Raw genomic sequence first — 14,423 nt, 5'->3', positions numbered from 1 at the left:
ACACGACGGCGAACCAGCCTACGAGCGCCAGAACGCCGGTAACAACAGGACGAGGACGGGGACGATCTCGATGCGGCCGATCCACATCATGACGATCATGACGGCTCGAGAGCTCGTGGGGAAGCCGGCGTAGTTGTCCATCGGCCCGGCCATCCCGAACGCGGGTCCGATGTTGAGGAAGATGGAGGCGGCGGCACCGAGCGCCTCGAACTCGGTGACGAACTCGCCGGCTCGAGCGGCGTCGACGACCAGGAAGATGGTGAGCACGAAGAAGATGACGATGGCGAGCATGACGTAGCCGAAGATGTCGTTGATCGTCTCCTCGTCGACGACGCCGCCGCTGACCCGAAGCGGGCGGACGGCGTCCGGGTGAACCGCAGTGAAGAGGTTGCGTTTGAACGCCTTGAGGACGACTAGCCAGCGCAACGACTTGATCGAACAGGTCGTGCTGCCGGCCATCCCGCCGAGGAACATACAGAGGAACAGCATGTGTTTCGCGCCCGGCGTCCAGAGGTTGAAGTCCGTCGAGGCGTAGCCGGTCGTCGTCACCAGCGAGACGACGTTGAACAGGCCGTGGCGGATCGTGGGCTCGAGTCCCAGCTCGATGTCGGGATCGAACGCGAGGATTGCGACGACGACCGCGCCGAAGAACGCGAGCGTGGCCAGGTAGAATCGGAGTTCCTCGGAGTTGACGGGGCGGTCGAACTCGCCTTGCGTGATGTAGTACAACAGGACGAAGTTGGTCGAGCCGACGATCATGAACGGTATGACCGACCACTGGACGATCGGCTCGAACGCACCGATGCTCTGGGGCTCGGGCGAGAATCCGGCGGTAGCGACGCTCGTCAGCGCGTGCGAGACGGCGTTGAACAGCGTCATGTTCGGGGCGAGCCCGAGCAGGTGGAGACCGTAGAAGACGACCACCGCCAACACCGTGATGCCGACGTAAATGGTCCAGATGAGCCGCGCCGTCTCGGAGATGTGCGGTCGAAGCTTCCTGACGTTCCTGGTCTGCGTTTCGGTCTCCATCAGCTGTGCACCACCGACCATCAGGTGCGAGAGGAGTCCGATCGCGACGATCAGAATGCCGAGTCCGCCGAGCCACTGGATGAGTTGCCGCCAGAGCAGGATCGATCGCGGCTGGTTCTCGAAGTCCCAGCCGTTCATGATCGTCGCGCCGGTCGTCGTTAGACCGCTCATACTCTCGAAGAGGGCGTTGACCGGTCCGTCGACGACCCCTGCAAACGACGACTCGCCGCCCGAGCCGAGGCCGGCGAGGAAAAACGGGATCGCGCCGACGAACGCGACGCCTAACCAGGTCAACGCAACCATCAGAAACGACTCGCGTTGCCCGAGTTCGCGCTCGGCACTGAGTTGCTCGAGGCCGATCCCGACGACGATGGTCACCGCGATGGCGACGACGAACGGGACCGGATCGCCGCCGTCGAGCAACGCGAGCGCAGCGGGAGCGAGCAGCGGGACGGCGAGCCACTTCAGTACCGTCCCGGTGAGACTACAACTCGAGCGCCAGTCGACGCGTACCCTCATCGATTACCGAGTGTCGTCGCGGGAGTAAAATAACTGACTCGGAGTCGGTTCGCCGCTGGCGCCGGAAAATCGGTCCCGCAATCGGGCTCACTCTCGATTGTGGCCGTGACCGACGTACAACGCGAGGACGTTGACTGTCAGGAGAGCGAGGAACGCGACGGTAATTCGTCGGTCACCGAGACCCTGTGCGAGAAGCGGCAGGTGGACGAACGGGAGCGTGATCGCGATCCAAAACGACAGGAACTGTGCGGGACCTTTGAGCGAGTGAACGAGACGACGGTATCCGGACAAGTGGTCGGTCTCGGAGCCGGACTGACCGATCGATTCGTTCGGGAGTGGAGAGTGGTTTGACATCGGTACGGAACACCGTTTCGTATACACGACATTCGTCTTTCTCATCATATAACGGCGAGAATATTGGCTGCGTTTCGATCCGTTTCACCGGAGTAGGCCGTGATGGATCACGTTTCGAGACGCTTCTAGATCACCATAGACGTTTCATAATTCAATCTGAGCGTATTTCTCTCTATCCTATACGATCGTTCGTATCGGTTGGTGAGTGGCCGAACGAGACGTCTCCGAGCGGCGCGTCGGCCACGAGCGCAACCGCCTTGTATCGGTGGTGCGATCGGTTCGACATGAGCGAGCGTACGGCGACCGTAACGCGCGAGACGGGAGAAACGTCGATCGAGTGTACGATCGCGATCGACGGCGACGGAACTGCGACGGTCGAGACGGGGATCGGCTTCTTCGATCACATGCTGACGTCGTTCGCCAAACACGGCCTGTTCGACCTCGAGATCGACTGCGACGGCGACCTCGAGATCGACGACCACCACACGGTCGAGGACGTCGCGATCGTCCTCGGAACGGCGATCGACGAGGCGCTCGGCAACCGGTCGGGAATCGTCCGCTACGCCGATCGGCGAGTGCCCTTGGACGAGGCCGTCGCCAGCGCCGTCGTAGACGTAAGCGGGCGGCCGCGGTTTTACTTCGACGGCTCGTTCTCCCAGGACGCAGTCGGCGAGTTCACGAGCGATATGGCGAGACACTTCGGCGAGTCGCTCGCGATGAACGCTGGAGTGACGCTTCATCTCGCGGTCGACGGCGAGAACGCCCACCACGAGGTCGAAGCGCTGTTCAAGGCGCTCGCGCGGACGCTCGACGACGCGACCCGGGTCGACGAACGCCGCGACGGGACGCCCAGTACGAAGGGGACGCTGTAGCACGCACTCGAGGCACGATCGCTGGGAAACGCGTCGTGCGCAGTTTTCGCCCGCACATTCCGGTTCGCGACGCGCGGGTTCGCTACGAGCGGTGAAGCGTTTCGCCGCGCTCAAGGAACTCGTCGTTCTCGAGTGCGTGGTCGACGATCTCCGCCGTCTCGTGGGACTCGAGGTCGTACGCGCCGGCGATTAGTGTTTCGACGGCCTCGCGCTCCATGGGGAATTCGCGGTTTCGGAGCAGTCGAATCGCTTTTGCGTACCCTTGTGGCGGTCTCGCTCGTTCGTCCGACCCTCCCGTTGCCGCCTGCGCGACGTTCGCTGCCGACTCGCTCGACGCTGTCGTCGATGTCGGCTCGCGTTCGTCGGACTCGGCTGCGTCCGGAGACGGTCGTTCACCCGATTCGGTTGCGTTCGGAGACGGCCGTTCGCCCGATTCGGTTGCGTTCGGAGACGGCCCCTCGTCTCGATCGTTCGCCTCCGACGTCGACTCCACTGACCGTTCGCCACCGGCACTGCCACCGCTGTCGCCTTCCGGTTCGTTCACGTTGGAGCCGGTCTCGTCGTCACGCTCGAGTACGATCCCGTCTCGAGAGTTGCTGCCTACCTCGCCACCGTTGCGTTCGTTCCGGGCCTCCCCGCCGTTTTGGGTGGCGCCCGCGTAGACGAGGAGTGGTTCGAGCAGCGTCTCGAGGCGGTTCCGGCAGTCGGTACAGAGGACGACGCGGCGTTGTTCGTCCTCGCTCGGCTCGAGTTCCGGCGGAACGATCTCAAAGGTCCCGACGGCGTCGGCTCCACAGAAATCACAGCGTCGAAGTGCGCGCATGGCCGGCGATACGATTCGACACCGTAAAAACGTCAGTCATACGGTCTGCTGTCCGTCATTCCCGCCACACCCGGAGAACGGGTCCGAATGCAGCGGTAAACCGGTACAGCATCCGTCTCAGACCGTGATCGGCTGACGATCGTCGACAGGGCGGAGCGGATCGACGTCAACCACCGACCATTATAAGCGCGAACCCGTACATCCTACAAATGTTCGACGAGATTATGGAGAAGTTCGAGGGCTCGCCGAGTCAGCAGGCGGTCATCCGCCTGTTGCTCGAGCGGGGCTTCTCCGTCAACGACGAGGGTCGGGTCGTCTCCGGTGGTATCGAGATTCCGAACACGGGTATCGCCCGCGAAATCGACGTCGATCGCCGGGTCGTCGACTCGACGACCGACGTCATCCTCGAGGATTCCGAACTCCGCAGGATCTTCCAGAACATCTCGCAGGTGCCGAGCCTGATGGACCTCGCACCCGTCCTCGATCTGACCGTTCTGTCGATTGCCGTCTCCGATCCGGAACAAAAGGGGGTCGTCGCGACGGTCACCGGAACGCTCGCGGACAGCGACATTTCGATCCGCCAGACGATCAGCGAGGACCCGGAGTTCACCGACGAACCGCGCCTGTATATCGTGACCGACGAGGACCTCCCTGGCAAGGCCATCACGAAGCTACGAAACCTCGAGTTCGTCCGAAAGATCGAGATTCAGTAGTCGGTTTCCGTCGTTGCACTCTGGCTCGCACCAGCGGCCGCCGTGGTCGGCGCTGGGCGCTTGCATACGAGTGGGGGAGAATCGGTTCATCGACTCCTGTCGCTGTCGGTCGTGTGGTCTGCCTCGTCGAGGATCGACGCGAGCACGCTCGAGAGTTCCTCAAATCGCTCCATCGAGAGATCGTCCGTCGTCACCCAGACGCCGTGGCCGTCCCGGATAACTCGGCTCAGGTAGCCGTTCTCGAACATCCGTATCGTCGCCCCGTAGCCGCCGAGTTCGGTGTCCCGATAGGCCGACTGGGAGCGAAAGCCCAGCCGTTCGTGATCGGCGAACCCGACCAGATCGGCCGTCTGCTCGAGGTCGGATCGAAGATACAGCTGTTCGACGCCCGCTTCGGTGAAGTACGTGATACTCCGTAGTTCGTCGCCGACTGTCGCCCGACAGGCCCCAATCAGTTCGTCTACGAACGCGGACTCGAGTGTGAGCTCTCCCATGGTATATGCTAGCGCCTAGTGTATAAATAGCGTGGTGGCCCAGGCGGGCTACCGGAGTGCTCTTTTCGCGGGCTGTCGTACTCGCCGATATGATCGGCGACTCGATGCCGAAAACGACGAGACGTGACGGTCGACCCGTCGGTGACCACCGGTCGTGAGTCGAACGTATCGAACGCTCGAGGGACCGGCGACGGCCGAGTTCGTCGTCCAGGGATCCGAGTTTCTCGGCCACGCACGTCCGGTCGACGGCGTCGACGCTGCCGAGTCGTTCGTCGACGCGATCCGTGCGGAGTACGCCGACGCGACGCACAACGTTCCAGCCTACCGTGTGCGGGCCGACACCGACGGCGATCTCCTTCGCGAGTACTCGAGTGACGACGGCGAGCCGACGGGCTCGGCCGGCAAACCGGCGCTGAACGTGCTCACACAGCGCGACCTCGAGAACTGTGCGGTCGTCGTCACCCGCTACTACGGCGGAACCAACCTGGGCGTCGGCGGACTCGTCCGGGCGTACTCGACGGCGGTGAAAGACGCCGTCGACGAGGCGGGCGTGGTCGAACGGCGACCCCACGAGACCGTCTCGATCACCGTCGAGTACGACGATTCGGGAACGGTTCGCTCGATCCTCGAGAGCGAGGGCTGGGCGTTCGACGCCGACTACCAGGCCGACGTCTCCTTCGCCGTCCGCGTCCCCGTCGCCGAAAGCGAGGCGCTCCGCGATCGCATCCGGAGCGCGACGAGCGGGCGAGCACAACTCGAGTGAACGAACCGGCCAGCGAATTCTTCGGAGACGCCGGTCGTGACCGACGGCTGGCGAGGCCGGTCAGTCGCGAACGTCGAACCCGCGCTCGCGAAGCAACGGCGGCACGCGGGTACGGTGATCGCCCTGGAGTTCGATCCGACCGTCGTCGACTGTTCCACCGGTCCCCATCGCGCTTTTCAGATCAGACGCCACCGATTCGATCTCCGATTGCGGGAGGTCGAATCCTTCGACGATCGTCACTGGCTTCCCGTACCGTCTGCTCTCCATGCGAATCGATAACGCTTGCTGGGCGGTCTCGAGGTCGCGCTGGCTGTCGAGTTCCTCGAGCAGATCGTCGAGCGAGTCGTCGTTTGACACGATTTAACAGACGGTCCCGAGCTACATAGCCCTGTTCGTGGGGCGATCGCCGAATCACGCGACGGCCGACCCCGATCGTCGGCGTTCGGAGCGTCGTGCTACAGCCGTGATTTGATCGTCGCCGCGGTCTTCTCGCCGACGCCGGAGACGCTCTGGAGATCCTCGAGACTCGCCTCGCGGACGTTCTCGACGCTCCCAAAGCGACCCAGCAACCGCTTTCGCGTCTCCGGGCCGACGCCGGGGACGTCGTCGAGGACCGTCTTCACCTCGTCACGGACGGTTCGGTGGTACTGGACGGCAAAGCGGTGGGCCTCGTCGCGGACGCGCTGGAGGAGATGCAGGTGTGGCGCATCGTCGGGCCACGAGTACTCCCGTTCCGGCGTGATTACCCGCTCGTCGGCTTTCGCTAACGCGATCGCGGGGACGTCCCAGTCCACCGCCGCGAGTGCGTCGCGGGCGGCCTCGAGTTGCCCCTCGCCGCCGTCGATCACGAGCAGGTCGGGATCGGGCCTGTCGTCTCGCCCCTCGACCGCTCGGCGTGCGCGCCACTCGAGAAGCATCCGCATGTTGGCGTAGTCGTCGTTTCGGTCGTCGAGTTTCTTGCGTCGGTAATCGGCCGTCTCCGCGCTTCCGTCGACGACGACGACGTTGCTGCCGACCGCCGAACTACCCTGTGCGTGGCTCACGTCGAACCCCTCGATCCGGCGGGCGGTGTCGATCTCGAGAGCGTCGGCGAGCATCCCGCACTCGTCGCGCCCGCCGACGTTTTGCCGGGCGTTTTTCAGCGCGAGTTCGACGAGTTTCGCCTCCCGACCCGCGCCGGGTACCCGCACGGAGACGCCTTCCGCCTCGAGCCAGGCCGTGACCTCCTCGTCGCCGTGACGTTCGGGGAGCAACAGCGCGTCCGGGAGGTCTCGCTCGGCGTAGTACTGGACGAGAAACGCCGCGAGGACGGCCGGGACGCCTCCCCGCTCGCGGTCGCCTTCGTCGTTGCTGTCGGTCCCTGTCGACCCCCTGCTCGCGGACGGAGGCGTCGCCGGCCCCGGTGCCTCGAGCGTGTGTCGCTCCCGATCGACCAGTTTACCGCTCTCGGCGCGGAGGCGGGCGACCGTCGCCGTTTCGCCCTCGATGGCGACCCCAAGCACGTCTACCGCTCGCTCGTCGCCGACGGACTGGACGGCCTCGCCGCCCTCGCCGTGGAACGCCTCGACGGTCGCCAGGCGGTCTCGTAGGTTGGCAGCCCGCTCGAAGTTCCGGTCTTCCGCGGCGGTTTTCATCTCTCGGCGCAGCGGGTCGGCGAGGATCCCCGCCTCGCCCTCGAGGAACCGTTCGACGGCGGTGACGTCCTCGCGGTAGCGCTCGAGGTCGATCTCGCGGGTACAGGGGGCGGTACAGAGCCCCATCTCGTAGTCGAGACAGGGTCTGTCCCGGCCTGCGTACTTGTGATCGGAACAGCCACGAACGCCGTAGACTTCCCGGAGGGCCTTCACGACCGTCTCGACCCGCCCCATGTTCGTATACGGGCCGAAGACCGTCGCCGCCCCGTCCCCACCGCTTGCGGTCCCTGCTCTCCGACCGTCGGGATCTCGAGTCACCTCGATGCGCGGGGCCTCGTGGCCGGTCACCTGGACCATCGGGTACGATTTGTCGTCTTTGAGCCGGACGTTGTACCGCGGCTGGTGGCGCTTGATCAGGTTCGCCTCGAGCAACAGCGCCTGGGTTTCGGTGTCGGTGACCGCGATCTCGAGTCCGTCGGCGCGGTCGACCATCCGCCGAATCCGGCCGCTTCGCGGGTCGGCGTACGACCGGACGCGACTGTGCAGGTCGACGGCCTTTCCGACGTAGAGCGTCGTCTCCCCCTCCTGAAACTGGTAGACACCGGGCTCACGCGGCAACGATCGCGCGCGTTCGCGAACCCCCTCAGTGTTCATCGGCGGCCCTAGGGAGTCGGCGGCTTTTAGGTTGACTCCTCGCGCTCGTCTTCAGCGTTGTCGCCATCTCCGTCATCGTGGCTCTCGTCGCCATAACCGTTGCCACCACCCTCATTGCGGTTTCTCTCGTCGCCATCACCTTCGTCACCATCTCCTTCGCCACCATCTCCCTCGTTGCGGTTTCTCTCGTCACCGTCTCTTTCGTCGCCATCTCCCTCGTTGCGGTTTCTCTCGTCACCATCTCCTTCGTCACCATCCCCCTCGTTGCGGTTTCTCTCGTCACCGTCTCTCTCGTCGTCGGTCCACCACCGTTCGGTCTCGAGAGTTCGCTCTGGCTCGCTCCTCTCCTCCGAGCCAGATCCCGCGAGGGGGTCCCAGTCGAAGGCGTCGGTCGACCCCTCGTCATCGAGACCGGCGGTACGGGAGTCCGCTTCGTCGATAGGGGGCACCTCCGGCTCGAGTGAGGTGGGATCTGCTGACTCAGGAAACTCCGCCGTCGGCCCACGACTGTCCGCCGACTCCCCCGACTCGAGCGAGCCACGTTCCCGCGGGCCGTCGCTCCGCGAACCACGTCCCAGTGGACTGTCGTCCAGCGATCTCCGTTCGTTCGAGCCGCGATCTTGTGAAGTACGTTCGACGGGGCTGTCGCCGTGTTCCCGGACCGTTCGGTGGCGATCGTCCACCGTCGGATGCCCCTCGAGTCGGTCGCGATCCGAACCGGTGGGCCCCCCGAGGGCACCGACCGAGGGTTCGGGTCGGATCGCCTCCTCGAGTTCGACGACGGCCGTCCCGACGTCGTCTGCTCCCGTCACGGGGAGTTCGACGTCGTCGTCACCGCGGACCTCGATCACCAGCCGGCGTGAACGAGATCTGACGTACAACAGTGCGAACACGGCGGCGATCCCGATCGACAGGACGCCGGTCGCGACGACTGCGAGATCCACCAGCGCGAGCGTCGACTCGACGGCATCCAGAACGCCGGTGGCGGGGGTGGCTGGCGCGTCCGACTCGCCGCCCTCGAGGTCGGGGTCCGGAACCAACTCGACGAAGCTCACCGCCGCACTCGTCAGGACCAACCCGATCCCGAGAATCGCGGCGACGATCGCCCGAATCAGGTGGGCGAACCGTCCCTCGCGCCGGAGGTCGACCGCGCCGACGTTCGGCAGATCGACGTATCGGTACGCCGGCCCGCCTCTCGAGTCGACGAACGCGAGCAGTCGATGGCTGGTGACGACGACCGTTGCTGTCGAGACCTCGAGGCGGCATCTGACGCGTTCGCCGTCGTACAGCAACTGATCGACGCGGTCGGCCCAGCCCATCCGTTCGATACCGACTCTGTGGGCGAAGACCAAGTACGTCAGGGCCGACTCCCGACGGAGATACCACGAATTTCGAACCTCGCGCCGCCGTCGATCCCTTCGCCGACGTCGATCGCCCAGCCGTGGGCGTCCGCGATCGCCTCGACGATAGCCAGGCCGAAGCCGGTCCCGTCCGCGGACGTCGTGTAGCCGTGATCGAAGACGTTCTCGCGTTCGTCCGCCGGGATCCCCGGACCGTCGTCCTCGACGAACAGGACGCCCTCGTCCCACCCCACGTGAACCGTGCGTTCGCCGCTTTCGTCGGTGGAGTCACCGGCCACGTGTTCGACGGCGTCTGCAGACCCGTCAGCTCCGGCATGGCTCGTTGAACCGTGCTCCACGGCGTCTTCGGGAGTTTGCGACCGAGGGCTCGTCGAACCGTGCTCCACGGCGTCTTCGGGAGTTTGCGACCGAGGGCTCGTCGAACCGTGCTCCACGGCGTCTTCGGGAGTTTGCGACCGAGGGCTCGTCGAACCGTGCTCCACGGCGTCTTCGGGAGTTTGCGACTGGGGGCTCGTCGAACCGTGCTCCACGGCGTCTTCGGGAGTTTGCGACCGAGGGCTCGTCGAACCGTGCTCCACGGCGTCTTCGGGAGTTTGCGACCGAGGGCTCGTCGAACCGTGCTCCACGGCGTCCTCGGGAGTTTGCGACTGGGGGCTCGTCGAACCGTGTTCGACGGCGTTGCGAAACAGGTTCTCGAATAGCTGTGAGAGCCGATCGCCGTCGGCCTCGATCGTCAACCCGTCGGGGAACGTCTCGACGAGTTCGACGTCCGCCGTCTCGACGTAGCGCCAGGCGTTCGAGACGACGTCCTCGAGGACGACCGACCGAGGATCGTCGACGGTCCGCCCCTGACTGGCAAGCGCCAGCAGGTCCTCGACGAGCTGTTCCATCCGTTCCTGGGCGTCGATTGCGTCCTCGAGGCGGGTGGCGACTTCGGGGTCGTCGTTCAGCTGACGTGCAAGGTCGACGTTTCCCTGGGCGACGGTCAGCGGATTCCGAAGGTCGTGGGAGACGACGCTGACGAACCGCTCGAGCTGTTCGTTCTGGCGCTCGAGGGTTCGTTCCCGACGCTTTTCGTCTGTGATATCCGTATAGATACCGTAGCCTTCGATCTCACCCCCGAACCCCGAGACGACGACCGGCTGGAACAGAAACGTCCGTCGCTCGCCGTCGTCGGTCAGCCGATCGAGTTCCGTCCCACGTCCGTCGTCCGACCGAAACCAGACGTCGAGCGGGTCAGTGCGGTCGTCCGCCGGCACGATCAACGCCGGCAGCGACCGCCCGACTGCGTCCTGGCCGTACCCGAACGTCGCCTCGAACGCCGGATTGTATCCGGTGACGATCGGGGTCGACTGGTGAAACGAGACCGCCACGACGGGATCGGAGAGCTCCTCGATAAGCGCGTCGAAACGACGCTGGGCTCGCTCCCGAACGCGGATCTCGGTCGCGACGATCTCGAGGTAGCCGTCGGTGTCTCGAGCGATCGTCTCACAGATGTCGGCGACCTCGTGACTGGAGTACGACTTCGCCTGCTCGAGGCCGAGATCGTCGAGTGTGTCCTCGAGTAACGACTGGGCTTTCTCTACGCCGACGGTTTCGCCGAACGTCGAAACGAGGTCGTCGTGGTCCATCACTCGGGAAGTAACAGGGCGACGGTCGTCGTGTTGTGATAGCCGCTGAACTGTCCTGGACCCATACAGATCTCGCCGTACGTTTCGAAGCCGACGAACGGGACCGAAAGCTCCGAGGCCATCTCCTCGACGGCACGTTCGAACTCCTCGCCGAGAACGATTCCGCGACACGCACAGTCGTAAACGAACGCGCCGGCCATCCGTACGTCGCCCGCGTCCGAGAGTGCACGGCGGATCGTTTCACCGGCGGATTCGATCTGGGCCTCGGGCCGGCCGTGCATCACCCGTACCACCGTTCCTTCGGGGACGTCGACGGTAAACTGCATCGAGCCCTCGTCGTCTTCGATCCACGGCCAGCGCATCTTGTACTGGTCGCCCTGGTTGATTCCGAACTCGAACTCACAGAGGATCTCCTGGAGGAGCCTCGAGTCGGCGTCGAGATCGTCGATATCGACGTCGAACTCCTCGGCGACGGTGTCGCGGACGGCGTCCTTCCAGACGTCGAACGCCGGCTCGCCGTCGAGTTCGTAGACCGTCGGTCCGTCCGCACGTGTCACTTCGACCGGTTCTGACAGCGGTTCGTGGCCGTGTGCGACCGCGACCACGGGTCGCTGTTTCGCACCGATGAGGGCGACGACGACCCCATCGTCGACGATTTCGTCGTCACAGAACACGTACGTCGCCTCGAGTCGATGGTTGTCGGCCGCCGAGCCGCCCGCGATGGACACCTCGGGCCCGAGTTTCTGTTGACAGCTCAACGCGAGCTTCTCGCCGACGCCGCTGAGGCCGTCGTGGAGCGTAATCGCGGCGGCGTAGGGATGATCGTCGACCCGTTCGGGCAGATCGCCGATCGCCTCCCGGACGGCTCGAGAGACGTTCTCACGCAGTCCGGTACCGAGACCGGTGTAAAACGAGAGCGTGTCGCTCGCGACGAGACCGACCGCAACTCCGTCTTCGACCACGTCGCGCGTGAACGTGCCGTTCGCCGAACAGCCGACGAGTTTCGCGTTCGGTCCGATAACGTTGCGTATCCCCGTAATGATCCGATCGAAATCGTAGTCGACCGGACAGAAGACCTGACAGAAGTCCACCCCCTCCCCCGGAAGCTGTGCAAGCGCCTCAGTCGCTGCACGCTCACCCGGATTTTCGTCCGAGACGTCGGTTATCAGTGCCGTCCCAACGGATGTGGACATGAGACACAGTGAGCCGTCTCAGTAATTGAATGTTTGGTTCATCACAATCGACTATCACGTCCGAACGGACGGGCACGTAGAGAGCGGTACATTTTCGGCGACCGATCCGCTATATTCGCCGATGAGTGATGCGCCGGTACAGTGCTGGTTCGTCGAACGGGAGTTCGGCGACCGCAACGTCGTGACGATCGTCTACGCGACTCCCGACGGATCGCGCTATCAGCAGCGAGAGCGCTCCTCGGCGTCTCTTCGAACCGGCTCGCCCGTCACCGCCGCGGTCGAGATCCCCGAATCCGCACTCGAGCCAGTCGACGACGAGGAGACGCGAACTCGGTACGCGACCGAGGCCGAACGGACCGCAAACCGGTACGCACCGGACGACCCGGTGTGAGACCGTCGTTTTTTCCCGCCACCCGATAGCGTATATTTTTGGTCGCGAGTGACAAACCTTATCGGGAAACGGTGTGTCCACACAGCTATGCCCGCTCTTACAGTCGACAACCTGACCAAATCGTACGGTCAGACGCTCGCGCTCTCCGAACTCTCCTTCGAGGTGGAGGAAGGGGAGGTGTTCGGGTTCCTCGGGCCGAACGGGGCCGGGAAATCGACGACGATCAACGTCGTCCTCGATTTCATCCGTCCGACGGCCGGCCAGGTGGAGGTACTGGGGATGAACGCCCAGACGCACAGTCGCGACATTCGCGCACGAACTGGCGTTCTCCCGGAAGGCGTCGAAACGTACGACCGCCTCACCGCGAGAGAACACCTCGAGTTCGCGATCGAGTCCAAGGGGTCGATGGACGATCCCGAAACCCTTCTCGAGCGCGTCGGTCTGCTCGATGCGATCGACAGGAAAGCCGGCGGCTACTCCAAGGGGATGTCCCAGCGACTCATGCTCGCGATGGCGCTGGTCGGCGAACCCGACCTGCTGATCTTAGACGAGCCCTCCACCGGTCTCGACCCGAACGGCGCACGCGAGATGCGCGAAATCGTCCGCGAGGAGAACGACCGCGGCGCGACGGTCTTTTTCTCGAGCCACGTCATGGAACAGGTCGAGGCAGTCTGTGACCGCGTCGGCATCCTTCGGGACGGCGAGATGGTCGCCGTCGACTCCGTCGAGGGACTTCGCGACTCGGTCAGCGAGGGCGAGACCCTCCGCGTCACCGTCGATCGGATCGACGACGACGCCCTTCAGGCGGTTCGCTCGCTCCCCGACGTCTCGAACGCGGCCGTCGACGGCGAGAACCCACCGCAACTCGTCGTCCAGGTCGAGGGATCGAAGACCGCCGTCCTCGGCGAACTCGAGGAACGCGGGATCGAGATCGAGGACTTCTCGACGACGGAGGCCTCGCTCGACGAGGTCTTCCAGACGTACACCGCGAGCAGGGAGGTGCAAGCGCAATGAGCACCGAAACCGCAGGCGGATCGGCACCGACTTCGCCCTCGAGTTCGATCAACCTCGAGAGCGTCCGCGCCATCGCGAAGAAGGATTTCAAGGATTCGTTCCGCTCGTGGGTGTTCTGGGGGCTGAGCATCTTCTTTTTCACACTGCTGGTCGTTTTGACCGGCCTACTCTCGTATTTCGACGAGGTCTTCTTCGGCGTGAGCGCCGCCGAAGCCGGCGTCACGACCGAACTACTCGTGGTCGCTGCCTCGTTCGTAACGAGGCTCGTGATCCCGCTGATCGCGCTGGTGTTGGGCTGGAAGGCGATCTCCGGAGAGCGCGAATCCGGGAGTATCAAGGTCTTGCTCTCGCTTCCCCACTCGCGAAAGGACGTTATTCTCGGCAAACTCATCGGCCGATCCGCGGTACTGTCGGTCTCGTTGATTGTCGGGTTCGTCTTCGCCGCGGTTGTGGTGGCCGCGTTGATCGGCTCGTTCGACGTCGTCGACTACGTCGGACTGCTCGCGATGTCGATCCTCTATGGGATCGCCTACACGAGCCTCGCCGTTTCGATCTCGTCGCTGACCCGGTCGACGACAATCGCCGGGGCAGCGCTGTTCGGCGTCTTCTTGCTGTTTTACGTCGTCTGGAACGCGATCATCGAGGCCATCGATCTGCTCATGGCCTTCGATTACATCTCCGGTGTTCCCTACACCGTCGAGACGGACCAGGGGACGATCGAACTCGAGCGCATGCCCGACTGGGCGTACTTCATCGAGTCGATCGACCCGGGTTATGCGTACAACAACGCCCTCTCCGTGGCCACCAGCGCCGCCGAGAGCGAACTCGGCGTCGCGATCGAAGAGATCATGTTCGACGGCAGCGTTCCGTTCTTCTTACAGGATTGGTTCTCGTTCGTCGTCTTGCTGGCCTGGATCGTCGTCCCACTCGCGATCGCGCTCTACCGATTCGATCGCGTCGACCTCTGATCTGGCCGCG

15 protein-coding genes are annotated in these 14,423 nt (G+C 64.3%); 6 read left to right on the top strand and 9 right to left on the bottom strand.

Annotation, left to right across the window (positions count from 1 at the left end):
* Positions 1 to 18: 18 nt before the first annotated feature.
* Positions 19 to 1,548, bottom strand: a complete 1,530-nt coding sequence (locus FYC77_RS03695) for a TrkH family potassium uptake protein (protein ID WP_149080163.1) — start codon at positions 1,546 to 1,548, stop codon at positions 19 to 21.
* A gap of 87 nt (positions 1,549 to 1,635) precedes the next feature.
* On the bottom strand, positions 1,636 to 1,902 hold the full coding sequence (locus tag FYC77_RS03690) for a hypothetical protein (protein WP_149080162.1): 267 nt from the start codon (positions 1,900 to 1,902) through the stop codon (positions 1,636 to 1,638).
* Positions 1,903 to 2,186: 284 nt separating this feature from the next.
* On the opposite strand from FYC77_RS03690, the gene hisB reads away from it, so the two are divergent.
* Positions 2,187 to 2,774 (top strand): imidazoleglycerol-phosphate dehydratase HisB, encoded by a 588-nt coding sequence (gene hisB, locus FYC77_RS03685; protein ID WP_149080161.1) that lies wholly within the window; start codon positions 2,187 to 2,189, stop codon positions 2,772 to 2,774.
* A gap of 82 nt (positions 2,775 to 2,856) precedes the next feature.
* Here hisB and FYC77_RS03680 read toward each other — a convergent pair whose 3' ends face one another.
* Positions 2,857 to 3,597 carry a hypothetical protein gene (locus tag FYC77_RS03680; protein WP_149080160.1) on the bottom strand — a complete coding sequence of 247 codons (741 nt, stop codon included), beginning with the start codon at positions 3,595 to 3,597 and terminating at the stop codon, positions 2,857 to 2,859.
* 209 nt (positions 3,598 to 3,806) lie between these two features.
* On the opposite strand from FYC77_RS03680, the gene FYC77_RS03675 reads away from it, so the two are divergent.
* Complete coding sequence (locus FYC77_RS03675; protein WP_149080159.1) at positions 3,807 to 4,310, top strand: amino acid-binding protein; 504 nt, start codon at positions 3,807 to 3,809, stop codon at positions 4,308 to 4,310.
* Between the two features lie 86 nt (positions 4,311 to 4,396).
* Here FYC77_RS03675 and FYC77_RS03670 read toward each other — a convergent pair whose 3' ends face one another.
* The gene (locus FYC77_RS03670; protein WP_149080158.1) at positions 4,397 to 4,804 is read right to left on the bottom strand and encodes a DUF7522 family protein; all 408 of its coding nucleotides are present in this window, start codon (positions 4,802 to 4,804) and stop codon (positions 4,397 to 4,399) included.
* A gap of 154 nt (positions 4,805 to 4,958) precedes the next feature.
* Here FYC77_RS03670 and FYC77_RS03665 point away from each other — a divergent pair, with 154 nt between their 5' ends.
* Positions 4,959 to 5,567, top strand: a complete 609-nt coding sequence (locus FYC77_RS03665; RefSeq protein ID WP_149080157.1) for an IMPACT family protein — start codon at positions 4,959 to 4,961, stop codon at positions 5,565 to 5,567.
* A 60-nt stretch (positions 5,568 to 5,627) separates the two neighbouring features.
* Here the strand turns inward: FYC77_RS03665 and FYC77_RS03660 are convergent, their stop codons facing one another.
* From FYC77_RS03660 to FYC77_RS03640, 5 genes are all read right to left on the bottom strand, one after another.
* A complete protein-coding gene (locus tag FYC77_RS03660; RefSeq protein WP_149080156.1) occupies positions 5,628 to 5,924 on the bottom strand; it encodes an SUI1 family translation initiation factor in 297 nt (98 codons plus the stop codon).
* Between the two features lie 98 nt (positions 5,925 to 6,022).
* Positions 6,023 to 7,855, bottom strand: coding sequence for an excinuclease ABC subunit C (locus FYC77_RS03655; protein ID WP_149080155.1), 1,833 nt, complete (start codon positions 7,853 to 7,855; stop codon positions 6,023 to 6,025).
* A 26-nt stretch (positions 7,856 to 7,881) separates the two neighbouring features.
* Positions 7,882 to 9,207, bottom strand: a complete 1,326-nt coding sequence (locus FYC77_RS03650) for a hypothetical protein (RefSeq protein ID WP_162354468.1) — start codon at positions 9,205 to 9,207, stop codon at positions 7,882 to 7,884.
* Between the two features lie 5 nt (positions 9,208 to 9,212).
* On the bottom strand, positions 9,213 to 10,847 hold the full coding sequence (locus tag FYC77_RS03645; protein ID WP_149080153.1) for an ATP-binding protein: 1,635 nt from the start codon (positions 10,845 to 10,847) through the stop codon (positions 9,213 to 9,215).
* Entirely contained in the window at positions 10,847 to 12,040 is a 1,194-nt protein-coding gene (locus FYC77_RS03640; protein WP_149080152.1) for an FIST signal transduction protein, read from the bottom strand. Before FYC77_RS03640 ends, FYC77_RS03645 begins: the two co-directional genes overlap by 1 nt.
* Positions 12,041 to 12,161: 121 nt before the next feature.
* Between FYC77_RS03640 and FYC77_RS03635 the strand changes: the two genes are divergently transcribed.
* From FYC77_RS03635 to FYC77_RS03625, 3 genes are all read left to right on the top strand, one after another.
* On the top strand, positions 12,162 to 12,431 hold the full coding sequence (locus FYC77_RS03635) for a hypothetical protein (RefSeq protein WP_149080151.1): 270 nt from the start codon (positions 12,162 to 12,164) through the stop codon (positions 12,429 to 12,431).
* Positions 12,432 to 12,518: 87 nt separating this feature from the next.
* The gene (locus tag FYC77_RS03630; RefSeq protein WP_149080150.1) at positions 12,519 to 13,445 is read left to right on the top strand and encodes an ABC transporter ATP-binding protein; all 927 of its coding nucleotides are present in this window, start codon (positions 12,519 to 12,521) and stop codon (positions 13,443 to 13,445) included.
* The gene (locus FYC77_RS03625; protein ID WP_149080149.1) at positions 13,442 to 14,413 is read left to right on the top strand and encodes an ABC transporter permease; all 972 of its coding nucleotides are present in this window, start codon (positions 13,442 to 13,444) and stop codon (positions 14,411 to 14,413) included. Before FYC77_RS03630 ends, FYC77_RS03625 begins: the two co-directional genes overlap by 4 nt.
* Positions 14,414 to 14,423: the final 10 nt, after the last annotated feature.

It is taken from the genome of Natrialba swarupiae, from assembly GCF_008245225.1.
Classification (GTDB): Archaea; Halobacteriota; Halobacteria; order Halobacteriales; family Natrialbaceae; genus Natrarchaeobius; species Natrarchaeobius swarupiae.
Note: the sequence above shows the minus strand (reverse complement) of the source record. Positions and strands in the feature narration are given on the sequence as shown.